Annotated in this window: 23 protein-coding genes and 1 tRNA gene; 8 read left to right on the top strand and 16 right to left on the bottom strand. The window is 68.6% G+C overall.

The window, feature by feature from the left end:
• Positions 1 to 11: 11 nt before the first annotated feature.
• Positions 12 to 1,265, bottom strand: coding sequence for an alpha/beta fold hydrolase (locus tag DXT68_RS09410; protein WP_045254547.1), 1,254 nt, complete (start codon positions 1,263 to 1,265; stop codon positions 12 to 14).
• 1 nt (position 1,266) lies between these two features.
• Positions 1,267 to 3,270 (bottom strand): DUF262 domain-containing protein, encoded by a 2,004-nt coding sequence (locus DXT68_RS09405; RefSeq protein WP_045254546.1) that lies wholly within the window; start codon positions 3,268 to 3,270, stop codon positions 1,267 to 1,269.
• A gap of 176 nt (positions 3,271 to 3,446) precedes the next feature.
• Here DXT68_RS09405 and DXT68_RS09400 point away from each other — a divergent pair, with 176 nt between their 5' ends.
• The gene (locus DXT68_RS09400) at positions 3,447 to 4,220 is read left to right on the top strand and encodes a hypothetical protein (RefSeq protein ID WP_045254545.1); all 774 of its coding nucleotides are present in this window, start codon (positions 3,447 to 3,449) and stop codon (positions 4,218 to 4,220) included.
• A 187-nt stretch (positions 4,221 to 4,407) separates the two neighbouring features.
• The gene (locus tag DXT68_RS09395) at positions 4,408 to 4,911 is read left to right on the top strand and encodes a DUF3145 domain-containing protein (RefSeq protein ID WP_045254544.1); all 504 of its coding nucleotides are present in this window, start codon (positions 4,408 to 4,410) and stop codon (positions 4,909 to 4,911) included.
• Between the two features lie 136 nt (positions 4,912 to 5,047).
• Here DXT68_RS09395 and yczR read toward each other — a convergent pair whose 3' ends face one another.
• Positions 5,048 to 6,451, bottom strand: a complete 1,404-nt coding sequence (gene yczR, locus DXT68_RS09390) for a MocR-like transcription factor YczR (protein WP_045254543.1) — start codon at positions 6,449 to 6,451, stop codon at positions 5,048 to 5,050.
• Between the two features lie 95 nt (positions 6,452 to 6,546).
• On the opposite strand from yczR, the gene yczE reads away from it, so the two are divergent.
• The gene (gene yczE, locus DXT68_RS09385; RefSeq protein WP_045254542.1) at positions 6,547 to 7,203 is read left to right on the top strand and encodes a membrane protein YczE; all 657 of its coding nucleotides are present in this window, start codon (positions 6,547 to 6,549) and stop codon (positions 7,201 to 7,203) included.
• Between the two features lie 80 nt (positions 7,204 to 7,283).
• Here yczE and DXT68_RS09380 read toward each other — a convergent pair whose 3' ends face one another.
• The 6 genes from DXT68_RS09380 to aceE form a co-directional block, all read right to left on the bottom strand.
• The gene (locus DXT68_RS09380) at positions 7,284 to 8,522 is read right to left on the bottom strand and encodes a beta-ketoacyl-[acyl-carrier-protein] synthase family protein (RefSeq protein ID WP_045254541.1); all 1,239 of its coding nucleotides are present in this window, start codon (positions 8,520 to 8,522) and stop codon (positions 7,284 to 7,286) included.
• A 90-nt stretch (positions 8,523 to 8,612) separates the two neighbouring features.
• Positions 8,613 to 8,861: an acyl carrier protein gene (locus DXT68_RS09375; protein ID WP_017830435.1), complete on the bottom strand. Its 249-nt coding sequence runs from the start codon at positions 8,859 to 8,861 to the stop codon at positions 8,613 to 8,615.
• Between the two features lie 68 nt (positions 8,862 to 8,929).
• Positions 8,930 to 9,931: a beta-ketoacyl-ACP synthase III gene (locus DXT68_RS09370; protein WP_045254540.1), complete on the bottom strand. Its 1,002-nt coding sequence runs from the start codon at positions 9,929 to 9,931 to the stop codon at positions 8,930 to 8,932.
• Entirely contained in the window at positions 9,928 to 10,848 is a 921-nt protein-coding gene (locus tag DXT68_RS09365) for an ACP S-malonyltransferase (RefSeq protein ID WP_045254539.1), read from the bottom strand. Before DXT68_RS09365 ends, DXT68_RS09370 begins: the two co-directional genes overlap by 4 nt.
• Positions 10,849 to 10,953: 105 nt before the next feature.
• Positions 10,954 to 12,159 carry a PucR family transcriptional regulator gene (locus DXT68_RS09360; protein WP_045254538.1) on the bottom strand — a complete coding sequence of 402 codons (1,206 nt, stop codon included), beginning with the start codon at positions 12,157 to 12,159 and terminating at the stop codon, positions 10,954 to 10,956.
• Between the two features lie 30 nt (positions 12,160 to 12,189).
• A complete protein-coding gene (gene aceE, locus DXT68_RS09355; RefSeq protein ID WP_045254537.1) occupies positions 12,190 to 14,916 on the bottom strand; it encodes a pyruvate dehydrogenase (acetyl-transferring), homodimeric type in 2,727 nt (908 codons plus the stop codon).
• 152 nt (positions 14,917 to 15,068) lie between these two features.
• On the opposite strand from aceE, the gene DXT68_RS09350 reads away from it, so the two are divergent.
• Positions 15,069 to 15,141 (top strand) — tRNA-Val (locus DXT68_RS09350).
• A gap of 36 nt (positions 15,142 to 15,177) precedes the next feature.
• On the opposite strand, the gene DXT68_RS09345 is transcribed toward DXT68_RS09350, so the two are convergent.
• The 6 genes from DXT68_RS09345 to DXT68_RS16940 all read right to left on the bottom strand — a co-directional run bounded on the left by DXT68_RS09345 (position 15,178) and on the right by DXT68_RS16940 (position 19,462).
• Positions 15,178 to 15,921, bottom strand: a complete 744-nt coding sequence (locus DXT68_RS09345; protein ID WP_052677763.1) for an ABC transporter permease — start codon at positions 15,919 to 15,921, stop codon at positions 15,178 to 15,180.
• A 7-nt stretch (positions 15,922 to 15,928) separates the two neighbouring features.
• Positions 15,929 to 16,705 carry an ABC transporter permease gene (locus DXT68_RS09340; RefSeq protein ID WP_045254536.1) on the bottom strand — a complete coding sequence of 259 codons (777 nt, stop codon included), beginning with the start codon at positions 16,703 to 16,705 and terminating at the stop codon, positions 15,929 to 15,931.
• Entirely contained in the window at positions 16,702 to 17,439 is a 738-nt protein-coding gene (locus tag DXT68_RS09335) for an ABC transporter ATP-binding protein (RefSeq protein ID WP_045254535.1), read from the bottom strand. Before DXT68_RS09335 ends, DXT68_RS09340 begins: the two co-directional genes overlap by 4 nt.
• 81 nt (positions 17,440 to 17,520) lie before the next feature.
• Complete coding sequence (locus DXT68_RS09330; RefSeq protein ID WP_045254534.1) at positions 17,521 to 18,168, bottom strand: response regulator transcription factor; 648 nt, start codon at positions 18,166 to 18,168, stop codon at positions 17,521 to 17,523.
• Entirely contained in the window at positions 18,165 to 19,283 is a 1,119-nt protein-coding gene (locus DXT68_RS09325; RefSeq protein ID WP_045254533.1) for a sensor histidine kinase, read from the bottom strand. The genes DXT68_RS09330 and DXT68_RS09325 overlap by 4 nt, the downstream gene beginning before the upstream one ends.
• Complete coding sequence (locus DXT68_RS16940; RefSeq protein ID WP_045254532.1) at positions 19,280 to 19,462, bottom strand: hypothetical protein; 183 nt, start codon at positions 19,460 to 19,462, stop codon at positions 19,280 to 19,282. Before DXT68_RS16940 ends, DXT68_RS09325 begins: the two co-directional genes overlap by 4 nt.
• Before the next feature lie 120 nt (positions 19,463 to 19,582).
• On the opposite strand from DXT68_RS16940, the gene DXT68_RS09320 reads away from it, so the two are divergent.
• Positions 19,583 to 20,461 carry a helix-turn-helix transcriptional regulator gene (locus DXT68_RS09320; protein WP_045254531.1) on the top strand — a complete coding sequence of 293 codons (879 nt, stop codon included), beginning with the start codon at positions 19,583 to 19,585 and terminating at the stop codon, positions 20,459 to 20,461.
• A gap of 41 nt (positions 20,462 to 20,502) precedes the next feature.
• Entirely contained in the window at positions 20,503 to 21,078 is a 576-nt protein-coding gene (locus DXT68_RS09315; RefSeq protein ID WP_045254661.1) for a DapH/DapD/GlmU-related protein, read from the top strand.
• Between the two features lie 87 nt (positions 21,079 to 21,165).
• Here DXT68_RS09315 and DXT68_RS09310 read toward each other — a convergent pair whose 3' ends face one another.
• Complete coding sequence (locus DXT68_RS09310) at positions 21,166 to 22,002, bottom strand: alpha/beta fold hydrolase (protein ID WP_045254530.1); 837 nt, start codon at positions 22,000 to 22,002, stop codon at positions 21,166 to 21,168.
• Between the two features lie 191 nt (positions 22,003 to 22,193).
• Between DXT68_RS09310 and DXT68_RS09305 the strand changes: the two genes are divergently transcribed.
• Together DXT68_RS09305 and DXT68_RS09300 are read left to right on the top strand one after the other, a co-directional pair.
• The gene (locus tag DXT68_RS09305) at positions 22,194 to 23,411 is read left to right on the top strand and encodes an MFS transporter (RefSeq protein ID WP_045254529.1); all 1,218 of its coding nucleotides are present in this window, start codon (positions 22,194 to 22,196) and stop codon (positions 23,409 to 23,411) included.
• Between the two features lie 97 nt (positions 23,412 to 23,508).
• Entirely contained in the window at positions 23,509 to 25,797 is a 2,289-nt protein-coding gene (locus DXT68_RS09300; RefSeq protein ID WP_052677762.1) for a helix-turn-helix domain-containing protein, read from the top strand.
• The last annotated feature ends 12 nt before the right edge of the window (positions 25,798 to 25,809 follow it).

The raw sequence follows: 25,809 nt of genomic DNA, 5'->3' as shown, positions 1-25,809 counted from the left end.
CAGGATGATCCTCAGCGGATGCGCCGGCCGTGGGCGAGATCGATCAGACGGCTGAGCACGGGGCCGGAGCGGAGACCGTTGTGCTCGTGCTCGCTGGTCACCCACAGATCGATTCCCGGGAGCAGACCGGCGGTCTCGAGCGAGAACTCCAACGGGACGTAGACATCGTTGGTGTAGACCGCTGCGGCACCGGTCGCCCCGGAGGCCTCGATCGCCACGCGGTCGTAGAGGCGCGGCCATTCGAACTCGGCGAGCTCGAGCGTCACCTCGCGCCAGGGCCGGAAGGCGGGGACCGTCTCGGTCCACTCGCGCCGGATGTGCTCGCCTGTGAAGAGCGTGACATCCTCGCGGAAGTCATCGGGCTCGACCCGCTCGGCCGACCATCGCGTCGCGTGACCGTCGGCATAGCTGGACTCGTGGAAGGCGAAGTAAAGAGGGTTGCGGCCGTTGTACGGCATCGCGTGCATGAGGTCGTGGCGGAAGGCATTTGATCTGTGGTCGCGCTCGAGCAGTGACCACAGGGTCTGCCACCCCTCGTTCATGCCGAGGGCGGATCCCACCGAACGCAGGCGCGATCGGGACACCACTTCGCCGTCCGGCAGGACGATGTCGCCGGCATCCGCGTGATCCACGAGTCTGCGCATGCGGTCGCGGTGCTCGGGGAACCGGCGGTAGTAGCGCTCGGAGGCGTCGCGCATCTTGCTGTAGCAGAGCGCGTAGACGTCGTCGGGGTGCCGCCCGATCGCGCTCAGGCCGCCCGTGATGAAGACATCGGCCAGCGAGGCGGCGTGGGTCGACAGATATGCGAGCGAGGTGAAGCCGCCGAACGACTGCCCCAGCACGCTCCAGGTGATCGCACCGAGGTGCTCGCGCATCGCCTCGCAGTCGCGCACGATGGCATCGGCGCGCAGGTGGGTCAGATGCTCGGCGACGGCGGCCGAGCCCTCGGCCAGGTCGTCGTCTCCGACAGGCGTCGACAGGCCGGTGCCGCGCTGGTCCAGCATGACCACGCGGTAGTGGGCGAGAGCCTCGTCGAGCCAGGGCGGTGCTGTCGACGAGTGGAACGGTCGGGGTGCCTCGTGTCCTGGCCCGCCCTGGAGGTACACCAGGAAGGGCAGCGAGTCGCCTCCGTCGCGGGTCACGACGCGAGCGAAGATCTCGATCGTGCGGGTGTCGGTCGGGTCGTCCCACACGAGTGGGACGGTGAGGGTGTGCTCTTCGACGGCGAGGTCGAGCAGGCGGTGGACGGTGGTGGTGCTCTTCATGTCACATCACGTTCCCGATGTAGGAGTACTTCACGAAGACCTCCGAGGCGATGTCCGCCTCCTGGAGGACGCCTTGGACGGCACTCATCATGTAGGTGGAATCCCATCCCATGTAGAGGTGATGGGTGTCGTCGAGCTGGTCCCACTGCCCCTTCCACGCGGTCCCCTCGTAGATCGGCCCGCCGTGCGCGACACAGTACGAGACCGCCGCATCGCGGGTGTCCGTCCATGCGCGCCGGAAGACGCGGTTGAACAGGTGCCGGACGTCGTAGACCTCCCAGCGCTCTCCGCGGTACTCGACGTACTCGAACTCCCGCTCCCAGCCCGCGGGCCAGCCTCGGCGCCGCACGGCGTCGAGGATCGGCGTCAGGCCGTCGTCGTCGATCTCGGTGAGTGCGGGCCGCGCCCAGATGCGCAGGAGCTCGGCCGTGAGCCGCACGGTGCGCTGTGAGATCGTCGCCGTTCCCCAGGTCTCGACCGACTGCAGCGCCGCGGTCTCGGGCACGGCGCTGCGCGCGTACGCCGTTGCGCGCTTCACGGTGTACGGCTCGCCGAAGTACCGCTCCGACAGGCCCTGCTCCAGCAGTGTCAGGTTGCCGAGGGTGGGTGCCAGTGCGCGGTGGGCGTTGCGCTCGTCGTCGGAGTAGTCGATCCACTCGCGCGCTCCGTCGCCCGACCAGCTGTCGCTGGGGACGGTGGGAACGATGTGCTCGACGTCGAAACCGTCGGTGTCGTCGACGTCTTCCAGACGGCCGAGGACGTACGCCGGGTGGGGGAGCTCGCTGTACTTGAGCACCGCGCTCACCCGCTCGTCCGACGGGGTGATGCGCGCGAAGGCCCGCTCGAGAGCGTCGGGTCCGTCGCTGCGCGCCCGGCAGAGTCTGGCGATGAGACGCTCGTTGGGCAGGTTGACGAGTGCGCGTCTCAGGTACATCGCCTGGATCCGCTCCAGCGTGCGGATCAGCTCGTCGCGCGGGATGAGCCCCCTGGCATGGTCGCTGTACGCGCTCAGCACGAGCGGGTACGAGGCGCGTCCGAAGGTGTTGACGAATCGCAGCTGCCGTGCGATCTCGGAGTCCTTCTCGAGAGAGGGATCCAGCAGGATGCCGTAGATCTCGGCGTAGTGCCGCCACACCTCGGCATCCGCCTGCAGATGGTCGACGTCGACGCGCGGGAACGACTGTCGGAACGCGCTGTACACCCCGTGCTCGCCGTTCGCGGCGACCTCGCGGCCCGTCGTCATGACGAGGTAGTGCCGCCAGAACGCCGCGATGTTCTCGCCCGCGTGGTGTTCGATGGGGAGCCAGAAGCGCGCCTCCACATCGAGCTGCTCGGTGTGCGTGAGCCCCATCAGGATGTAGTTGTGGATGAGCTCGTGGTCGCGCAGCGGCTCGCCCGTCGAATTGAGGCTCTCGAAGATCTGCTGCGCGTTCGCGCCTGCGCCGAGCGTGATGGACACGTGCTCGAGTCGCTGCAGGCCCTGCCAGATCGCCGCCGCCTCGTCGGCATGCACCTGACTGCGGAAGAACGCGTAGTTGTCGTCGAAGCGTGACTCGCGGTCTGCGTGGTCGCCGCGATCCAGCACCACGGACTCGTAGAGCTCGGCCCAGGCGTCGTGCGGACGCAGCTTCGTCCTGCGGGGATCGTCGGGGCGCACCAGGACGCGGCCCAGTTCTGCGGCGAGCTCGGGCGAGCTGTCGCGCACCGCGTGCTGCAACGCGGCCACGAGCAGCATGATCGTGGTGATCCGCTGCTGGCCGTCGATCAGCACCAGCTCGGTGTCGGCGTCGGAATCGTCGGCGGCCGAGAGGATCGAGCCGATGAAGTGCCGGTGCGACGAGCTCTCGCGGGCGACGGCTCGCACATCGGAGAGGAGCTGCTCGCAGCCGCCGATGTCCCACCGGTACTGCCGCTGATACACCGGGACGACGATGGTCGTGGAGTCCGCTGCGAGCCACTCGATCGTATTGACAGCTGTCGCCTCGACGTTCGTCGCAGTGCTCATGCTGGTGTCTCGTCCTCCCGTAACGCCCGGCGCCGAGGAGTCGCCAGGCGCCCGATTCAGTCTATTCGCTTATTCACGGCGGGCTTCGGCGGCGCTCCAGAGGTGCCCTGTTAGGCTTGCCTTATCAGGGCCTGTTAAAACGTGCTGGCCCCCGATGAGAGGACATGACCTAGATCATGGGATACATCAAGTCACAGGCGCTCGAAGACAAGGGCTTCGTCGTTCTCGACAGCTACGACCAGGAGCTCGACCCCAAGGAGTGGCTCGACATCGAGTACAACGACTGGAAGTCGTCGGGCGACACCCGCTTCGCGCCGCTCGCCAGCGCCAAGGGCGAGATCGAGTGCAACGGCTTCTGGAACCACAAGCCGCCGCGCACCGACAAGGACGGCGTCTGGATCGACTCCCAGACCGCCAAGGCCCCCAACCTGACGCGTCGCGCCCAGGAGCCCGGTGCGAACGTCGGGCGCTGCCGTGTCATCGAGCTGCAGCCCACCCCGTACGGCGAGTGCCTGTACAACCTGCACCAGGATGACAACAACCGTCTGAACCCCGACGGCACCGGATGGGTCGTGCGAGGCTTCTTCAACCTCAGCGACGACAAGGACAGCTTCTTCGTCCTGCGTGAGAACCGCACCGACCCGAGCGTCGAGTACCGCATCGCCCTGCCGGCGGGAGCGCAGCTCATCGTCGACACGCAGCGTCTGTGGCACGCGGCGACCCACGTGGGCACCGAGCCGCGGTACTGCCTCATCACGTCGTGGACCTCGGGCCCCGAGCTCGACGCCTACATCGAGAAGTACCACGGCACCGACGACGTGCCGAACGTCGAGGTCCCGCAGGACGTCCTCGAGGCCGGATACGCCGAGCAGGCTCGTCGTGACGCCGCTCGCGCCGCGTACTACGCGGCTAAGGGTCAGCAGGTCAAGCAGGCCATGAGCGAGGCGTGATCTTCGCCTGAACGTGGACCGACATGGTCCGAGGGCCCCGGTCTCTGTGACCGGGGCCTTCGTCGTCGAATCACACGCTTGTGATTTCGCCTGGTCTGGGCGAGAATAGGCGCATAACCGCATATTCACGCCAGTTCTCGGTGTTTCAGGTCGTTGGGGAAGACGCACCTGATGAAACGGAGAGATCATGGCGACGGCTTACGCACGCGGAGTGGTTTTCGTCCACTCTGCCCCTCGCGCGCTCTGCCCGCACCTGGAATGGGCGGTCGGACGCGCTATCGGTCGCGCTGTGAACTTCGACTGGAGCGATCAGCCGGTGCTCGACGGCGCTCGACGCGCGGAGTTCTACTGGGACGGCCCGGTCGGGACGGGAGCCGCCCTGGCGACGGCGATCCGCGGCTGGGAGCACCTGCGCTTCGAGGTGACCGAGGACCCGACGCCTCGCAGCGACGGCGGCCGGTGGTTGCACACGCCCGATCTCGGCATCCACTATGCGCAGACCGACGCGGCGGGCAACATCGTCATCGGCGAGGACCGCATCCGCTACGCGATGGAGATCGCCGCGGGCAGTGCGACCGAACTGCAGCGTGAGCTCGACATCGCCTTGGGGTCGGCCTGGGATGAGGAGCTCGAGCCGTTCCGTCACGCCAGCGATGACGCGCGCGTCGTCTGGCTGCACAAGGTGGGCTAGAGCCCGGCACAGACCTGGAGCGGGAAGGCACGAGTATCGGATGCCGGTGACATGTCCCGGACGCCGAGAAGGTGAATCCCCGCTCCACATGACGAGGACCCCGCCCCTGATCCAGGGACGGGGTCCTCGTCTGTGCTCAGATGACAGCCGCGCGGGGGGCCTGCTCGTCGACCGTCGCGCCTCCGCTCATCACGTGGGTCCACGCCCGGCCCAGACGCTCCATCGCATCGGTCGTCCGCTCGGGGGAGAGGGTGATGGGGACGCGCAGTCGACGCTCCAGAACTCCGCCGGTGGTGAAGCGCGGACCTGGCGGCACGATCAGCCCGTGCCGCCGGGCCGCGAGCGACAGTTCCGTCGACACGGGTGCGCCGAGATCGAGCCAGGTGGACAGGCCCCCGCTCGTGGGCGGCATGGTGAGCCCGCCGAGCGCGCCGAGACCGGCTGCCACCGCCGCCCTGCCTGCGCGCAGGCGTGACGCGACGTGCGCGGTGAGAGCGGGCATGTCCTGCAGCAGCTCCACGGCGATGCACTGCTCGAGCAGCGCGGTGCCGAGTTCGAACGAAGGGCGGGTGGAGATCAACCGGGCGATGAGCGCACGGTCCGCACGGATCCACCCGATCCTCAGGCCGCCCCAGGCGATCTTCGACATCGATCCCACCGTGATCACCTGCGGGCTGTGGGCGGACATCGGCAGCGGCGCCCATCCTCGATCGATGTCGAGTTCGGCGGTCGTCTCGTCGACGACCACATGCGTCCCCGTGCTCCGCGCGGTGGTCGCGATGCGGGAGCGCTCGGCGTCGCTCATGGTCGCCCCGGTCGGATTGTGGAAGTCGGGGATCAGGTACGCGAGGTGCGGGCGGCTCCGCAGAAGGGTGTCGGTGACGTGTCGCTCGTCCCAGCCGGTGACATCGACCGGAGTCGGGAGCATCCGGTAGCCGTACCGGTGCAGTGCTTCGAGCGCGTGCGGAAAGGTGGGCTGCTCGACCAGGGCGCGTTCGCCACGGCGTCCGATCGTGGCGAGGATCAGGTTGAAGGCGTTGACCGCGCCGGAGGTGATGATGATCTCATCGGGATCGGTCTCGACGCCGCGATCGGTGAACCGGGCGGCGACGGCGTCGCGCAGCTCGGGCAGACCACGCAGCGAGTACCCGCTGGTGCCGCGCAGCGCCGCGAGGCGCGGCAGCGATCTCACAGTGGCGTCGTAGAGTCCAGGCGTCGAGTCCATCGAGGCGATGGAGAGGTCGATCGCCTCGTCGTCATCGGGGTCGGAGAGACGGTGTGCCGTGTGCGGCAGCGCGACCCGCGTGCTCCCGCCATGTCGGCGCACCACGTAGCCGTCGCCCTCGAGCAGCCCGTAGACGCGAGTCGTCGTCGATCGGGATCGGCGCAGCTCGAGGGCCAGAGCCCGCTCGCTCGGCAGCCGTTCGCCCACGGTCAGCCGGCCGTCGAGGATCAGCGCACGGATCTGCTCCGCCAGGGATGTCGCGCTGGCACCGGCGGCGTTCTGCCCACCCAGCTGCTCGACGAGTCGTGAGGCCATATCCCCATGATGCCGCAAAGTGGACTGGTGTTCGCAGGCCACTTTCCGTCGAGTGGTCTGGAGTCCCGAGCGTCGCGCCGGTCCACGATGGAACGATGCAGCCCCGTTCCCTCTTCCTGCCGATCTCCGCGACGAGCAGACGCGACCTCCTCGAGCGCCTCGTGCAGCTCCTGGTCGGTCTCTTCCTCTACGGCGTCGCGCTCGGGCTCATGGTGCACGGGGGCATCGGAGTGGCGCCGTGGGACGTCCTCGCACTGGGCGTCGCCGGACAGACCGGAATCGGCTACGGCACCGTCACGGTGCTCGTGTCGATCCTCGTTCTGGCGCTGTGGATCCCGCTGCGGCAGCGTGTCGGACTCGGCACCCTCCTCAACGCCCTGCTCGTGGGGCCGAGCGCCGATCTCGCGCTCGTGCTGATTCCCGAGCCGCCGTCGGTCTGGATCGGCGCGCCCATGTTCCTTGCCGGTCTCGTGCTCCTCGCGTTCGCGACCGGACTGTACATCGCGGCGGACTTCGGTCCGGGGCCGCGTGACGGGCTCATGACCGGTCTGGTCCGCCGGACGGGGTGGCCGGTCTGGCTCGTGCGCACGCTCATCGAGGGGAGCGTGCTGCTCATCGGGTTCCTGCTCGGCGGTCCGGTGGGCGTCGGCACGGTGCTCTTCGCGTTCGGCGTCGGGCCACTGGTCGGCTGGTTCCTGCCGTGGACGACGCGACTGCGCCAGGCGCGGTCGCGACAGCTCGCCCGAGTGTGACGATGCGCTGAGGCACGAGAGCGGCCCCCGGGAATCCCCGGGGGCCGCTCTCGTGCGTCTGATTCGGTCGCGCCTCGGCGTCAGTCGGCGTTGGAGAAGACGGCGACGGCGTTGTGGCCGCCGAATCCGAACGAGTTGCTGATGGCGTACAGCGTGCCCTCGCCGAGAGGCTGGGCCTCGCCCGACAGTCTGAACGGCACGGCCGGGTCGGGCTCGGTCATGTTGATGGTCGGAGGTGCGACACGATCGCGCAGTGCGAGAAGCGCGAAGATCGCCTCGAGGGCTCCGGTACCGCCGAGCAGGTGGCCGGTCGAGGCCTTCGTCGCCGACACCGGGATCTCGTCGATCCGCTCGCCGAACACCTTGCGAAGAGCGACGTACTCGTTGGGGTCGCCCACCGGGGTCGACGTCGCGTGCGCGTTGATGTGCGCGATCTGATCGGCGGTGATCCCGGCCTCGTCGAGCGCCTGCGTGACGGCGCGCGCCGCGCCGGTGCCTTCAGGGTCGTTGCCGGTGATGTGGTACGCGTCGGCCGTGACGCCGCCGCCGAGCACATACCCGTAGATCTTCGCGCCGCGCGCCTTGGCGTGCTCCTCGGTCTCGAGGATCAGGGCCGCAGCGCCTTCGCCCATGACGAAGCCGTCACGGTCGATCGCGCCGGGCCGCGATGCGGTCGCGGGGTCGTCGTTGCGCCGCGAGAGCGCCTGCGCCGAAGCGAAGGACGCCATCGTGATCGGGTGGATGGCCGATTCGGTGCCCCCGGCGATCACGACATCGGCCAGGCCGTCCTGCAGGTGGTGGAAGGCGTGGATGATCGACTCGGTGCTCGAGGCACAGGCGCTCACCACGGTCTGCGCATAGGCGCGCGCCTGGAACTGCAGCGACAGGTTGCCCGCCGCCGCGTTCGGCATCAGCATCGGGACGGTCAGGGGCATCACCCGACGCGGGCCCTTCTCACGCAGGGTGTCCCAGGCGTCGAGGAGCGTCCAGAGACCGCCGATGCCAGTGGCGAAATCGACGCCGAGTCGCTCGGGGGCGACCTCGGGCTCGCCGGCATCCGCCCAGGCCTCACGGGCCGCGATGAGGGCGAACTGCGACGAGGGGTCGAGCCGCTTCGCCTCGTGGCGGGGCAGGACCTCCTCGGGCCGGACGATCGCCTCAGCGGCGAAGGTGACGGGAAGCTCGTACTGCTGCACCCAGTCGTGCTCGAGGGTGCGGGTTCCGGACTGCCCTGCGAGCAGGTTCGTCCAGTTCTCGGGTGCTGTCCCGCCGATGGCGGACGTGGCGCCGATGCCGGTGACGACGATGCGCTTGGTCATGAGTGGTTCCTTAACGGGCGGGTCGAGCAGGGAGAGGGCAAGGCGGAGGATGCCACACCCCGCGGACGCGGGGGTGGCATCCTGCGTGGACTACTCCTGGCCTGCGACGATGAAGGAGACGGCGTCGCCGACGGTCTTGAGGTTCTTGACCTCGTCGTCGGGGATGGTGACGCCGAACTTCTCCTCGGCGTTGACGACGATCGTCATCATCGAGATCGAGTCGATGTCGAGGTCGTCGGTGAACGACTTCTCGAGGGCGACCTCGGAAGCGTTGATGCCGGTCTCATCGGTGATCAGCTCAGCGAGGCCAGCGAGGACCTCATCGTTGGTGAAAGCCATGTGGTCTTCCTCTTTCTTACGGGTTGTATTCGGAACCGTGGAACAGTCTAGGGACAGTCAGCGTGTTGTCAGGGGAGGACGACGACCTGGGCGGCGAACACGAGGCCCGCGCCGAAGCCGATCTGCAGGGCCAGGCCGCCCGAGAGCTCGGGGTGCTCGGCCATCAGCCGGTGGCTGGCGAGCGGGATCGAGGCGGCCGAGGTGTTGCCCGTCGTCTCGATGTCGCGTGCGATCACCGTGGACTCGGGCAGCTTGAGCTGCTTCGCGAACTCGTCGATGATGCGCATGTTCGCCTGGTGCGGGATGAACGCGGCGATGTCGGACGGCTCGACGCCGGCGCGGTCGAGCGCCTCACGCGCGACCTTCGCCATCTCCCACACCGCCCAGCGGAACACCGTCTGGCCCTCCTGGCGGAGGGTCGGCCACGGCACCTCGCCGTCGCGGAACTCGGTCAGGGTGCCGTTCATCCCCACGGCGTCGGCCTTGGAGCCGTCGGAACCCCACACCGCGGGGGCGATGCCGGGCGTGTCGCTCGGGCCGATCAGCGCGGCACCCGCGCCGTCGCCCAGAAGGAACGAGATGCTGCGATCGGCGGGATCGACGATGTCGGAGAGCTTCTCGGTGCCGATCACGAGCGCATAGCGGGCGGCACCCGACTTGATCAGCGCGTCGGCCTGAGTCACGGCGTACGCGTACCCGGCGCAGGCCGCGTTGATGTCGTACGCCGCGGCGGGGTTGGCGCCCACGCGATCGGCCACGATGGCGGAGACCGAGGGGGACTGCTTCGGGTTGCTGATGGTCGCGACGATGACCAGATCCACCTGGTCTGCGGAGATGCCCGACTTCTCGATGGCCTCGGCGGCCGCAGTGGTGGCGAGATCGATCGCGTCGGTGCCCTTGTCGGCGCGCACACGGGTCACGATGCCGGTGCGCTGGCGGATCCACTCGTCGCTCGAATCGATGGGTCCGATCAGATCGTCGTTGGGGACCGCGTTCTCACCGCGCGCCGCGCCGTACGAGTAGATGCGCGTGTACGCGGGGCCTGAGATCTGGTTCAGCGTGGCGCTCATGCGGCGTCTCCGTTCAGCAGCGCGACGGCCGCATCGAGGTCATCGGGGGTCTTGACGGCGACAGCGGGGATGCCCCGCAGGCCGCGCTTGGCGAGACCGGTGAGCGCACCGGCGGGGGCGAGCTCGATGAGCCCGGTGATGCCCTGATCGGCGAACGAGGCCATGCACAGATCCCAGCGCACGGGCGAGGACACCTGATCGACGAGGTAGTCCAGCGCCTGGGCGCCATCGGTGACGATGGATCCGTCGCGGTTGGTCCACAGCGTGAGGTCGGGATCGGACGGGGTGACCGTCGAGACGGCGTCACGCAGAGCGGCGACGGCTGCGGCCATGTACGAGGTGTGGAATGCGCCCGCCACCTGCAGCGGGATCACCCGGGTGCCCTTCACCGGTTCTGTCGACAGTGCGTCGAGCCCGGCCAGTTCGCCGGCGACGACGAGCTGGCCGCCTCCGTTGTAGTTGGCAGGGGAGAGACCGAGCTCGCTGAGGCGGGTGAGGATCGTCTCCTCGTCGCCGCCGAGCACGGCGCTCATGCCCGTCGGAGTCTGCGCCGCCGCTTCGGCCATGGCGCGGCCGCGGATGCCGACGAGTCGCATGCCGGTCTCGGCATCGATCACCCCGCTGCCGACCAGTGCGGCGATCTCGCCCACGGAATGGCCGGCGATGCCATCGGCTCGGCGGCCGGCACGCGCCGCGAGAGCATCTGCGGCGATGAGGGATGCGGCGACGATGAGCGGCTGCGCGATCCGCGTGTCACGGATCGTGTCGGCATCCGACACCGTGCCGTGCTGCTGGAGGTCGACCTCAGCGGCGGCGGAGTAGGTGGCGAGCTTCTCGGCCACGCCGTCCAGCTCGAGCCAGGGGGAGAGGAAACCGGGGGTCTGCGAGCCCTGTCCTGGGCATACGACGACAATCACATCCCCAGTCTGCCAACGATCCGCCCGAAGTGGTGGATGATCCATCACAAGATTCCGAAGATCCCTTGTGTGTGGCGAACAGCGGAAGGTCGAGTCCGGCCGGATTCAGCGCGGCGTGCGGCGCAGCGGCGGTCGGCGGCGCACGTTCTCGGCAGCACCGATCGAACCGAGGATCAGAGACGTCTGCAGGATCAGCGCCTCGCGGGGCCCTGTGGCATCCCAGCCGATGACCTCGCTGACGCGCTTGAGGCGGTAGCGCACCGTGTTCGGGTGCACGAAGAGCTCGCGCGCCGTGGCCTCGAGCGAACGGCCGTTGTCGAGATAGCTCCACAGGGTCGTGACGAGGTCGGTCGAATGCGCCTGCAGCGGGCGGTAGATGCGCTCGATCAGAGTCTGCTTGGCGAGCGGGTCGCCGGCGAGGGCGCGCTCGGGCAGCAGATCGTCTGCCTCGACGGGACGAGGGGCGCTGCGCCATGCGCGCGCGACGGCGAATCCCGCGAGGGCGGCGCGCGCACTCTGGCTGGCGTCGACGAGGGCGGCCACCGCGGGGCCGAGCACGACGTATCCGGGGCCGAACGACGGCTCGAGTCTCGCCGCGATCTCTTCGAAGCCGAGCTCCTCCTCCTCGCTCTCGGGCGCCTCCTGGCCCTCGATCCGCGCGCGACCGATCACGAGCACGAGCCGGGAGCCCTGAACGCCGATGAGCACGTCGACGGCGAGCTTGCGGGCCGTGCGCCGAACGAGGTCGACATCGAACTGCGGCGGCGTCGTGCCCACGAGCACCGCGACCTCACCGTGTCCGTGCCAGCCGAGCGCGGCGATCCGGCTCGGAAGCTCTTCGTCGGCTTCGCCGGTGAGGATGGAGTCCACCACGAGGGCTTCGAGACGCGCGTCCCAGAGCCCGCGGGCTTCGGCGGCCCTGGCATACACGTCGGCCGCAGCGAACGCGACATCGCGAGAGTAGAGCAGGATCGCCTCGCGCAGATCCGCGCCCTTGCCGGCGACGCGCTCTTCGGTCACCTCGACCGTGACGCGAATGAGCTGCAGCGTCTGCTGCAGGCTCACGCTGCGCAGGAGCTCGCGTGGTGCTGCCGCGAAGATGTCGGCCGCGATCCACGGTGTCGACGTCGGGTCCTCGTACCACTGGATGAACGAGGTGATGCCCGCCTGAGCCACCAGCCCGACCGCAGAGCGGCGGGCCGGTGGCATCACGGCGTACCAGGGGAGGGTGTCCTCGAGTCGCTTGATCGTCACCGAGGCGATGTCGCCGGAGATGCGGCGCAGCCAGGTGAGCGTCGCGGTCTTATCCATACCGCGCGAAGAGGATCCTGTCACTGATGGTCAGCTCTCGCCACCCGCGTTGCCGCTGGTGCCCGCGTTGACGTCGTGCAGGCTGTACTTCTGGATCGCCTGCGCCGCGAGCGAACGATCGACGACGCCGTCTTCGGCGAGCGACTGCAGCGTGCGGACCACGATCGACGGTCCGTCGATCTTGAAGAAGCGTCGGGCCGCGGCGCGCGTGTCCGAGAAGCCGAAGCCGTCTGCGCCCAACGTCGCGAAACGCTGGGGCACCCACGGCCGGATCTGGTCCTGCACGGCATGCATGAAGTCGCTCACCGCGACGACCGGACCCTCGGCGCCCTGCAGCTTCTGCGTGAGGTAGGCCGTGCGCGGCTCTTCCTCGGGGTGCAGGAAGTTGTGCTCGTCGGCGGCGAGGCCGTCGCGGCGCAGCTCGGTCCACGAGGTGACCGACCAGACGTCGGCGATCACGCCCCAGTCGTTCTTCAGCAGCTCCTGCGCCTCGAGGGCCCAGGGGAGTCCGACGCCCGAGGCGAACAGCTGGGCCCGAGGACCCTCGCCCTCGCCGACGGAGATGCGGTGGATGCCGCGCACGATGCCGTCGACGTCGACACCCTCCGGCTCGGCAGGCATGACGATCGGCTCGTTGTAGAGCGTGATGTAGTACATGACGTTCGGGTCTTCGTGCTCGCCGCCGTACATGCGCTCGAGACCGGAGCGCATGATGTGGGCGATCTCGTAGCCGTAGGCGGGGTCGTACGAGACCGTCGCGGGGTTGGTCGACGCCAGCAGGTGCGAGTGACCGTCGGCGTGCTGCAGACCTTCACCCGTGAGAGTCGTGCGGCCCGCTGTGGCCCCCATGATGAACCCGCGGGCCATCTGGTCGCCTGCGGCCCACTGAGCGTCGCCCGTGCGCTGGAATCCGAACATCGAGTAGAAGAGATAGACCGGGATCAGCGGCTCGCCGTGCGTGGCGTACGACGTTCCGGTCGCGGTGAACGCCGCCAGGGCGCCCGCCTCGTTGATGCCGACGTGCATGATCTGGCCCTGCGGGCTCTCCTTGTAGGCCAGGAGCAGCTCACGGTCGACCGAGGTGTAGTGCTGGCCGTTCGGGTTGTAGATCTTGGCCGTCGGGAAGTACGCGTCCATACCGAACGTACGAGCCTCGTCCGGGATGATCGGCACGATGCGGTGGCCGAAGTCCTTCGAGCGGAGCAGATCCTTCAGCAGGCGGACGAACGCCATGGTGGTGGCGATCTCCTGTGTGCCGGAGCCCTTCTTGGGAAGCGCGTACGCCGCGTCGCCCGGCAGCTCGAGACCCACGTGCGTCGAGCGGCGCTCCGGCAGGAAGCCGCCGAGAGCCTGACGGCGCTCGAGCATGTACTGGATCGTCTCGTCCTGCGGCCCGGGGTTGTAGTACGGGGGAAGGTACGGGTTCTCTTCGAGCTGCGCGTCCGTGATCGGGATGTGCATGGCGTCGCGGAACGTCTTGAGGTTGTCCAGCGTCATCTTCTTCATCTGGTGGGTCGCGTTGCGGCCCTCGAACTGCGGACCGAGGCCGTAGCCCTTGACGGTCTTCGCGAGGATGACGGTGGGCTTGCCCTTGTGCTCGGTCGCAGCCTTGAACGCGGCGTAGACCTTGCGGTAGTCGTGACCGCCGCGCTTGAGGTTCCAGATGTCGTCGTCGGAGTAGTCCTTCACGAGGGCGGCGGCGCGCTCGTCGCGGCCGAAGAAGTGCTCGCGCACGTAGGCGCCGGACTCGGCCTTGTAGGTCTGGTAGTCGCCGTCGGGGGTGACGTTCATCAGGTTGAGCAGCGCGCCCTCGGTGTCGCGGGCGAGCAGGTCGTCCCACTCGCGGCCCCAGACGACCTTGATGACGTTCCATCCCGCACCGCGGAAGAACGACTCGAGCTCCTGCACGATCTTGCCGTTTCCGCGCACGGGTCCGTCGAGGCGCTGCAGGTTGCAGTTGACGACGAAGGTGAGGTTGTCGAGTCCCTCGTTGGCGGCCACCTGGAGCTGCCCGCGGCTCTCGACCTCGTCCATCTCGCCGTCGCCGAGGAAGGCCCAGACGTGCGACTGCGACGTGTCTTTGATACCGCGGTTCTCGAGGTACTTGTTCGACATCGCCTGGTAGATGGCGTTGATCGGACCGAGTCCCATCGAGACGGTCGGGAACTGCCAGTAGTCCTGCATCAGACGCGGGTGCGGGTACGAGGGGATGCCGTGCGGCGCGTGCGACTTCTCCTGACGGAATCCGTCGAGCTGGTCTTCGCTCAGGCGTCCTTCGAGGAAGGAGCGGGCGTAGGTGCCGGGGGAGGCGTGCCCCTGGATGAAGATCTGGTCGGCGCCGCCGGCGTTGTCGGCACCCTTGAAGAAGTGGTTGAAGCCGACCTCGTACAGGGCCGCAGACGACGCGTAGGTCGAGATGTGCCCGCCGACGCCGATTCCCGGACGCTGCGCGCGGTGCACCGTGATCGCCGCGTTCCAGCGGATCCACGCACGGTACCGACGCTCGATCTCTTCGTCGCCGGGGAACTCGGGCTCGTTCTCGGGGGCGATGGTGTTGATGTAGTCGGTGGTCGGGACCATCGGCACGCCCAGGTGCAGCTCCTTCGAGCGCTTCAACAGGCTCAGCATGATCTCGCGGCCACGACCGTGGCCCTTCGCGTCGACGAGCTCGTCGAGCGACTGCTGCCACTCACCCGTCTCTTCCGGATCGCTGTCGAGGGAGTCCTGGGAGTAGGGATCCTGGTCGTGCACAGTCACGGGGAGCCTTTCGTCAAGCTGGCAGGTCATGCCAATGAAACGGGAAGCGACGCGGGCAGCCTTGTCGGCTGTGCACAACGCGTGCCGCCCTCAGCCTAGCCCTGTTCCACGACATCGGTGCGCATCGGGTCGTCTGTAGGATGGAGTCACCAGGGCCTTTAGCTCAGCTGGTAGAGCGCCACGTTTACACCGTGGATGTCGTCGGTTCGATCCCGGCAGGGCCCACCGAGAAGTCACAGGGATCTGCTGGGTCCGCCGACCTCACCCATCGGTGTCGCGGGTGCGGAAGACGAGCCAGGATGCGACCGCGAGCAGCAGCGTCCAGGTCGCCATCACGAGTCCACCGGGCAGCGGATCGAGGAGTCCGATTCCTGGATAGCCCGTCAGGAGCTGGATTCCCGCGAGATCCGGGAGGAACCTGACCCAGGGGAGCACTCCCAGCAGGGAGAGGGAGAGCCCGAGCACCACGGGCACGAGTACGACGAGCGCCACGACCGACGTGCGGGCGAGGAGGGTGATCGCTGCGGAGATCACGCCGATCAGCGTGTAGTTCACGGCGACGCCGACCACGTTCCATCCCATTCCCGCAGAGAACTCGCTGATCGAGAGCCCCTGTTCACCGAGTGCCGCGTGTGCGAGGAGCACAGCCGCGCTCGTGGCGAGGATGCCGATGAGCACTGTCGTCGTCGCGATCACGGTGACCTTCGCGGCGATCACGCGGCCCCGCCGGGGCGTGGCGGTCAAGGTGGTTCGGAGCTGTCCATCGGCGTACTCGGATCCGGCGATGAGCGCGGCCAGCAGGATGATCAGCGGTTGCCCGAATCCGGCAGTCTCGAATCCGTGCGACTCGACGGGGAACGAGCGCGCCGCGGCCGTCGCGCCGTCGAACGCGAGACCGGAGGCGAGAGCCAGAGCAGGTGGCACGAGGAGCGCGGCGGCGAGGGTTCCCTGAACACTGCGCAGGGTGAGCGCCTTCGTCCACTCGGCGCGGAGGGAGCGGATCATCGATGCCTCACAGGTCTCGGCGGACGAAGGCGACCGCTGCCGCGGTGAGCAGAACCACTGCCCATGCCGTGTGGATGAGGCCGCCGGCGAGCGGGTCGAGATAGATGCCGGAGGCGGGATCGGAGAAGAGGGCCGCCCCCGCCGCAGTCGGGAGATACTTCGCGCCGCCCCATAAGCCGGCGAGGAAGTCGCCGATGCCGATCACGAGCGGCACGACGAGGATGAGCGGCAGGATGGCCGTGCGTCCGAGCACGCCGATGGCGAACGCGATCAGGGCGGTGAGCGTCCATGCGATCGTGACGCCGCCGAGGTGCGCCCAGATCGCAGGATTCAACGCCCAGGGATCGATGCCCGTGTAGCTCGCCGCGTGGGTGATCACCAGCGTGCCCCACATCGTGAGGAACGCGATCACCGCGACGGTGAGCGCGAGCAGCAGCGCCTTCATCAGGAACACACGCAGTCGTTGCGGGGTGGACAGCAGAGTCGTGCGGATCTGTGTGCCGCCACCGTATTCGCTTCCGGCCCACACCGCGGCGAGGGCGACGACGAGGACGTATCCGATGCCGGCCATCTCGAAACCCTGGTACTCGAGGGGGACCGGTTCGGAGGAGAACAGCCGTGGGTCGTCAGGGGGCACGCCCACGGCGGATGCGGCGTTGGTCCATGCCATCGGCCACGTGCCGAGAATCGCCACGGCCGCGAGCGAGCCGGTGGCGCGAGCGGTGAAGAGCTTCATGGACTCCGAACGCGCGAGAGGAAGCGCGCTTCGCAGGAGACCGCTCATGCCGAGGCCCCTTCCTCGCCCGCGGCCCGGTGCTCCGTGTGCTCGTCTGTGAGTGCGAAGAACGCGTCCTCCACGGTGTCATGGATGCCGGTCACCTCAGCGGCGGTGCCCGCCGCGAGCACCCGGCCCCGTGCGATGACCACGAAGTCGTCGGCTGTGTCCTGCATCTCGCTCATCAGGTGGCTGGAGACGAGCACCGTCCTGCCGTCGTCGGCGAGCGAGCGCAAGAAGCGTCTGATCCACCGGATGCCGTCGGGATCGAGCCCGTTCGTCGGCTCGTCGAGCACCAGCACGTCGGGGTCGCCGAGAAGCGCGGCGGCGATGCCGAGACGTTGTCCCATGCCGAGCGAGAACCTGCCGATCCGCGTCTTCGCCGCATGACTCAGGCCGGTGAGCTCCAGCACCTCGTCCACCCGCCGTGGGGGAATCGCATTCGACTGCGCCACCCACCGCAGATGCGCCCTGGCGGTGCGTCCCTTGTGCGCACCGGGGCCGTCGAGCATCGCACCGACTCTCCACAGCGGACGCTCCAGCGACCGATAGGCGCTCCCGCCGATCAGCGCCGTCCCGCTGGTCGCGCGATCCAGCCCGAGGAGGATGCGCAGCGTCGAGCTCTTTCCTGCGCCGTTGGGACCGAGGAACCCGGTGACGCGCCCCGGGAGGGCGGTGAAGCTCACGTCGTCGACGGCAGTGTGCGAGCCGTGACGTTTGACCAGATGGCTGATGTCGATCATGTCCTCCAGCCCACCGCGTCCGGGCGAGGATGTCAGTCTGCAGGAGTCGACAATCGGAGGCGTGGGGCGCCGATGACATCATCAGGATGCGGGAGTCACCAAGCCGTTCTCGTAGGCGATCACGACGAGCCCCGCACGGTCGCGGGTCTGGAGCTTCGTGAGGATGCGGCTCACGTACGTGCGCACCGTCGTCACGGTGACGAACAGTTCGGCCGCGATCTCCGCATTCGATCTGCCTCGCCCGATGAGCGTGAGCGTCTCGCGTTCCCGCGCTGTGAGGTGCTCGAGGCGACGGTCCTCGCGCAGAGGAGCGAAGCGTCCGATCACGCGCTTCGTCACTTCCGGGGCGAGCAGCGCGTTGCCCTCATGCGCGACGCGGATCGCGCGCAGCACCTCGCCGGGAGGACTGTTCTTCAACAGGAAACCCGACGCGCCGGCACGCAGCGCCTCGTACACGTACTCGTCGAGGTCGAACATCGTGAGCACGATCACCCGCGGTCCGCGCGCGTCCGCGACCATGATGCGGGTGGCTTCCAGCCCCGTCATCCGCGGCATCTGCACGTCCATCAGCACGACATCGGGGCGCAGACGCGCGGTGCTCTCGACCGCGGCCTCACCGTCGGCGGACTCGCCGACGACCTCCATGTCGGTGTCGTCGTCGATCAGCATCCGAAGCGAAGAACGGATCGACGGCTCATCATCGGCTATCAGCACCCTGATCGGCGTCATCCGCGGACTCCCGCCGAGCCTCTTCGCAGGGGCACCGTCGCGGACACCGTGAATCCGGAGGTCGAGGAGGTGAAATCCGCCCTGCCACCCAGCAGCACGGCTCTCTCACGCACACCGGTCAAGCCGTTCCCGGGACTGATCTCGCCCCGTGCGCCCCGGCCGTCATCCGCGACGTCGATCGTCACTGCGTCGGAGGAGACGCGGAGCCCCACAGCCACACAGGACGCCGAGGCATGGCGGACGACGTTCGTCACCGCCTCCTGAACGATCCGGAGCAGTGTCGTCCGCACATCGGCCGGGAGCGCATCGATGTCATCTCCCACGTCGAGGTGCACGGACAGACCGGTTTTCTCAGCCGTACGAGCAATGCCCGCAAGCGCGGAGGAGAGGGGACTCGACAGCACGGCATCCGCTTCGAGGTCCGACCGCTCCCGCCTCAGGAGGGTGCTCAACTCGGACAGCGAGGACCGCGCATCGTTCTCGATACCGCGCAGCGTCTCGCGCAGTCCGTCGGCGTCGAGGGTGGTGACGTGGGCGGCGACACCCGCACGCACGCCGATCGTACCCAGGGAGTGGGACAGCACGTCGTGCACGTCGCGTGCCAGACGAAGTCGCTCCTCCGCGCGCGACCGGGCTGCGGCTTCGCGCCGGACCTCTCGAGTCCGCACGCCCAGTACCCACGCGACGGACAGCACGAGCGCAGTCAGCAGCATGCCCCGAGCGCGACCTTCGGTGTCTTCGACGGAGAAGATCGCGGACGCGACCACCACGACGAACGCACCGGTGAACATCCACCACGGAAACCTGCGTCCTCCGCGCATCTCGGCCAGCCTGAACACCGCGAATCCCGTCAACACGAACGGATCGGCAGTCACTCCGGTCAGCCACGCGAAAGAGGTCGCCGATGCGGTGACGACCACCGCGAGGATCGGCAGTCGCGATGCGACCATCACGCCGCTGACGGCGATCACGCCGCAGGCGATCTGAACCCAGCGTCCACTCGCGGCGTCCGGCGCGACGGTCACCCAGAGTCCCAGGAACACCGCGAGTCCGAAGATCAGGGGCGTCAGCCACCGCGACCGAGTCTCGGGATCGCGATCCTCACTCTCGTTCACCCGCGCGAGCGCGTTCGTCGGTGGTCGCGAACGGTGCACGCCAAGAACACGCCGGCTGCGATCACCATGAAGACCACTGACGCAGGGCTCCACCACAGCGGAAGCCGCTCCGCGAACAGCAGCCCGGCGATCCCGAGAACCAGGGCGACTCCCAGCAGGTGGCGGCTCCATGCAGTCATGCGACCACCCTACCGAGGCGCGCCGCTCGGTCCTCGTCCATGGGCGCGCAGGGAGTCCTCGGCGAGAGGTGTACTGACGGTGCCTCCCTCCTACGCTCGGACCGTCGTACGGTGGAGCGCATGGACAACAGAGCCGAGGTGCGCGAGTTCCTCATGACGCGACGCGCGCGGCTCTCACCCGCCGATGTCGGGATGGTCGCCGGAACGAATCGACGCGTCGCAGGTCTCCGCCGATCCGAGGTCGCGATGCTCGCCGACGTGAGCGTCGACTACTACGCCAAGCTCGAACGCGGGGACATCGCCGGCGCATCGTCCGCCGTGCTCGAGTCACTCGCCCGGGCTCTGCTTCTCGACGAGACGGAGCGGATGCACCTGCTCGACCTCGCCCGCGCGGCCGACGGCATCCCGACGTCGGGCCGCCCTCGACGGCGTGCCACGACGCAGCAGCCCGCCCGCCCGGCGTTGCAGCACACCCTCGACGCGATCACCGGCGGACCCGCGTTCGTCCGCGACCGCCACCAGAACCTCGTCGCCACGAATTCGCTCGGCGCAGCGTTCTACGCACCCGTGATCGGCGCGGGTGGGAGGACACCGAATCTGGCGCGCTTCCAGTTCCTCGACCCCGCATCGCGCGACTTCTACCCCGACTGGGACCTCTTCGCCCGGATGTGCGTCGGCATCATGCGCGTCGAAGCCGGACGGCACCCGCACGACCGCATCCTCCAGGATCTGGTCGGTGAGCTCACCACCCGGAGCGACACGTTCGCCCGGCTCTGGTCGGCGCACGACGTGAGGACGCACGGGACCGGCACGAAGCGCTTCTGCCACCCGGCCGTCGGCGACCTCACCCTCGTGTATGAAGAGCTCACGGTCACCGCCGATGACGGCCTCAGCCTGCTCATCTACACCGCCGAGCCGGGATCACCCTCGGCAGAACGACTCCAGCTGCTCGCGAGTTGGTCGGCCACGGCTCCCGCATCCGTGAGGCCGCCCGAATGACCGCCCCCGATCACGCCGTTCCCTCGACCGTGGAGACCCCCATGACTCTCACCGACCTGCTCGCCGCCCTGAACGCGGGGGAGACCATCACCGGCAATTCGCCGGGACACGCGGTCATGCATGAGACCAGCCAGGAAGCCCTGCGCATCGCCGGTGAGCTGAACAGCGGCTATCACCCGCCCGCCCGTGTCCGAGAGCTCCTCGCAGAGCTGATCGGCGCGCACGTCGACGAGACGGTGACGCTCTTCCCGCCGTTCACGGCCGACTTCGGCAAGAACATCACGCTCGGCAGACGCATCTTCATCAACTCCGGCTGCCGATTCCAAGACCAGGGCGGCATCTCGATCGGCGACGACAGCCTCATCGGCCACAATGCCGTCATCGCCACTCTTCAGCACGGCATGCAGCCCAGCCGGCGAGGCGACCTCATCCCCTCACCCGTCGTCATCGGCAGGAACGTCTGGCTGGGCGCCAACGTCACCGTCCTTCCCGGGGTGAGCATCGGCGACGACTCCGTCATCGGTGCCGGATCCGTCGTCACCAAGGACATCCCGGGCGGCGTCATCGCCGTCGGCTCACCCGCGCGGGTCGTCCGCGCCATCGACGAGCAGTCGTAGCGCACCTCGTAGCGCACCTCGTGCCGCACGGTGACGGCGCACCCGAACGCCGAACGTCGGGTGCGCCGTCACGCGACAGCCTCGCGGCTACTGCTGGATGAAGGCGAGGATGTCGGGGTTGATGACATCCGCATGCGTCGTCAGCATGCCGTGCGGGAATCCCTCGTAGATCTTGAGGGTCGAGTCGCTGAGCAGCTCGTGTTGCTTCAGCGCGGCGTCCTTGTACGGGACGATCTGGTCGTCGTCGCCCTGGAGCACGAGCACGGGCACGGTGATCGCCGTGAGATCGTCGGTCTGATCGGTCTCGGAGAAGGCCTTGATGCCGGCGTAGTGAGCGAGCGCGCTGCCCGTCATCCCCTGACGCCACCAGTTGGCGACGACGGGTTCGGAGAGCTCCACGCCCTCACGGTTGAATCCGTAGAAGGGTCCGGACGCCACCGCCTGGAAGAACTCGGCGCGGTTGGCCGCCAGGCCGTCCCGGAAGCCGTCGAACACCGACAGCGGAAGGCCGTCGGGGTTGCCGTCGGTCTCCAGCATCAGCGGAGGCACGGAAGAGACGAGCACGGCCTTGGCGACGCGTCCCTGCGGCTGCCCGAACTTCGCCACATACCGTGCGACCTGCCCGCCACCCGTCGAGTGCCCGATGTGGATCGCGTCGTGGAGGTCGAGGTGCTCGACCACCGCCGAGGCGTCACTGGCGTAGTGGTCCATGTCGTGACCGGTGCCGATCTGCGACGACCGACCGTGCCCACGGCGGTCGCTGGCCACGACGCGGTAGCCCTTGTCGAGGAAGTACAGCATCTGGGTGTCCCAGTCGTCCGACGAGAGCGGCCAACCGTGGTGGAACATGATGGGCTGCGCGTCGGGGCTGCCCCAGTCCTTGTAGTAGATCTCTGCGCCATCATCCGTGGTCACGAACGCCATGATCAGCCTCCAGGTTTCTGTCGCCCGAACCGCTTCGGACGACTGTCGATCGCCCCACGTCTGCATCGTGGGAGCGCGCCCACGATAACTCGCGGCCCCGAGCCGGCACCTCGACATCTGTCCAGGATGCGTCGCGCAGATGTTCGACATCTGTTCGGGCCCGACCGGCGCTCGCGCGGTAGCGTCTCCACATGTCGAACGCTCGCATCTCGCACGGTGCGGGATTCTGGGTCGTCGCGTGCGCCTTCCTCCTCGTCATGGCTTACGCGACCGTGCCCACACCGCTGTATCCGCTCTACCAGCAGGCCGACGGGTTCCCCGTCTCGGTCATCACGATGATCTTCGCCGCGTTCGCGGTCGGCGTCGTCCTCAGCCTCTTCCTGCTCGGACACGTGAGCGACTGGATGGGGAGGCGGCGGATGCTGGTGATCGCGATCCTCATCGCCGCGCTCAGCGCCGTGCTGTTCCTGCTGTGGCACGACGTGCCGGGTCTTCTCGCAGCGCGGCTGGTGAACGGCGCGAGCGTCGGCATCCTCACCGCCACCGCCACCGCCCATCTGGGAGAGCTGCGTGCGCAGGCGAGGCCCGACGAGCACGTCATCGTGGCGGCGTCCGTCGCCGGTGCGGCGAACCTCGGCGGGCTGGCATTCGGGCCCCTGGTCGGCGGTCTGTTCGCCGAATTCCTGCCTGCGCCGCTGATGCTGCCGCACGCGGTGTTCCTCATCGTGCTGCTCGTGGCGGCGATCGCCGTCGCCTGCGTGCCCGAGACCGTGACGCCCCCTGAGGAGCCGCGACGGTATCGACCCCAGCGCATCGCCGCGCCGCCGCGCTCGCGGTCGGCGTTCGTCGCCGCAGGTTTCGGCGCCTTCGCGGGCTTCGCGCTCTTCGGACTGTTCACATCGCTCGCGCCGACCATCCTCGTCAGCACCTTCGACGAGCACGACCACCTCGTCGCCGGCCTGACCGCATGCTCGGTGTTCGCCGCCGCGGCCACGGGCCAGGTGGTGCTCGCGCGTCTGCCGCTGAGAATGCAGCTGACGATCGCGGCGGTCTGCTGCGCCCTGGGCCTCGTCGCCGTCGCCGTGGGGACTCTGGTGCCGTCGCTCGCGGTCTTCATCGGAGGGGGCATCGTCGCGGGTGTCGGCGTGGGGCTGCTGTTCAAATCGTCGGTGGCCACAGCCGCGGGACTCGCCGAGCCGGGGCGCCGCGGCGAGACTCTCGCTCTGATCTTCCTCATCGCGTACTGCGGGCTCGCTCTGCCGGTGCTCGCGATCGGCGTGATCCTCACCTTCGCCTCCCAGACGACCGTGCTCCTCGTGTTCATCTCGGTCGTCCTCGTCGCGACGGTCTCGGCGGCGACGGTGATGCGCCGCGCTGTCGTCGATCCGGCGCCGCGCGTTGCGCAGTGATCGTCGCACCGATCCGCTCCGACACTGCACTGTGACAGGCCCACCGCCTCCGATCCGAAAAGACCTGCCAAGCTGAACCCAGCGAGAGGCGGATGTCGTGATCGAACCTTCACCCTTCGGACGGCTGCTGCGGTCGTTGCGAGTGGGGCACAACCTGACCCTCGAAGCGCTCGCCGCCCAGTCGGGGGTGAGCGTGCGAACGATCGGCGACCTCGAGCGGGGCGCGAGCGCGTCTCCGCAGCGACGCACCGTCGACGCGCTGGCCGACGGGCTCGGCCTCGATGCCGCGGATCGGCACGCGTTCCTGCGAGCGGCCCGTGCCCGCCCGCGTGCCCCGCTGCCGGTCGAGGGGCCCGGAGCGATATCGCCACACCGTGTGTTCGACTTCTCGGGTCGCGACGCCGAGATCGATGAGGCGCTGGCGGTCCTCTGCGGGCAGGTGCCCGCGGGCACCCAGCGTCCGGCGCTGATCATCAGCGGAGCGCCGGGCATAGGCAAGACGACCGTGGCGATCGAGATCCTCGAGCGCGGACGAGCGTCGACCGGGCTTCCGGTGCTGTTCCTCGGACTCGACGGATACGGCGCCTCGCCCCTCACACCGCTGCAGGTGATGACCGCTCTGCTGCGTCAGCTTCCCGGGGCCGAGCAGAGGCCGCCCGCGGATCTCGCAGACGCCCGGACCCGGTGGCGGTCCGCCGTGGACCACTCCGCGGTCTCGGTGCTGCTCGACAACGTCGCGAACGAAGCCCAGATCCGCCCGATCCTCTCGATCTGCGCCGGCGATGTCGTCGTCGTGACGTCCCGGCGGAGCCTGGCCGGTCTCGAGGGCGTGCAGCGGGTGCGTCTCGGTCCGCTCCGTCGAGCAGAGAGCATCACCTTTCTGCACCGTCTGATTCCGCAGGCTGTCGAAGACGACGAAGCTCTCGACGAGGTGGCGGGTCTCTGCGACGATGTGCCGCTCGCGCTGCGGGTCGTGGGCAACCGCATCGCCAGTCGGCCCGCCTGGACCGTCGCAGACCTGCTCCGACGGCTGCGGACGTCGGAGGATCGACTGCGCCTTCTGGTCGCCGGTGACCTGGCGGTCGAGGCGGCCATCTCGCTCTCCTACGACGAGCTCGACCCGCGGACGGCCGCGCTGTTCCGGTGGATCTCGTTGATCGACGGGAGGACGTTCGGTGCGCACCTCGCCGCGGCGACGGTGCGCTCTTCCGATCTCTCGGAGGTGGAGGCGCGGCTCGACGATCTCACCGATCTCGGGATGCTCGAAGCGGGCGGCGGAGACCGCTACCGTCTGCATGACCTGATGCGCCTGTTCGGGCGGAGCAAGCTGCATGCCTCGGTGGGCGCGGACGAGGTGTCGCGTCGCCGCGACCACATGCGGTCATGGCTGCTCGGCAGTCTCGAACGCGCCGGCGCGTGGTACGAGCCGAACAGGGAACCGACGACGCTCGCTCGCACGGGGCGCGGATTCGCCGATGCCGAGGCCGCGGCGGAATGGATCCGCGCCGAGGCCGAGCACTGGTGGCCGGCCTACACGGAGGCCGCGCAGCTCGGCGAGGACGAGACGGTCTGCGACGTCGCCGATGCGCTGCACTGGTACTCGGACATCTGGATGCCGTGGGGCAACTGGCACCGGTTCTACTCGCTCGCGGCGAGCGCGGCGCGGCGCCTCGGAGATCCCGGCAAAGAGGCCGCACAGCTCGGATATGTCGCCTGGGCCGAGATCGTCGAGGTGGGGGACCGGGAGCAGGCGGTCGTCACCGCGCGTGCCGCGCTGGCCGCAGCGCTGCGCGCCGGGGACTCCGCGCAGGAGGGCTGGGCCCAGTACTACATCGGCTGGGCGAGCATGGGCGTGGATCGCCTCGTCGACGCGGATGCGGCGGCTCTCGCGGCCGCCGAGGCGTTCCGCACCGCGGGAGAGACGACGGGGCTGGAGAATGCCCTGGTGCTGTCGTCCATGGTCAAGGGCAAGCGCGGGCAGTACCTCGAGGCGATCGAGGCCACGGAGGCCACTCTCCGCCGGGTGCGTTCGACCGAGACCGCCGACACCCTCACCAGCATCGTCACCCAGTTCGCGGCATGTCTGGATCTGATCGACGCCTACTGCGCGGTCGGACGGCTGCAGGATGCGATGCGCATCGGAGAGCTGGGCATCGCCATCGCTCGCGAGCTGAAGGACGACACCCGCGTTCTGCTGATGATGCGCCGACACATCCGAGCGCTCATCCAGGCGGGCGAGGGCGAGGCCGCGATCGCTGAGGCGGACGAAGCGCTGCGCCTGCTGGGTCCCGGCAGCAGCGAGGCGTTCATCTTCGCCCGAGTGCGCCGGGAGGTGTCGTTGGTCGGCACGCCGGGGTCGTCTGCAGCGGACTCGTCGCCGGCATGATCGGCACAGCCG

Source organism: Microbacterium foliorum (assembly GCF_003367705.1).
GTDB classification, from domain to species: domain Bacteria; phylum Actinomycetota; class Actinomycetes; order Actinomycetales; family Microbacteriaceae; genus Microbacterium; species Microbacterium foliorum.
This window is presented reverse-complemented; position numbering and strand designations above follow the sequence as displayed.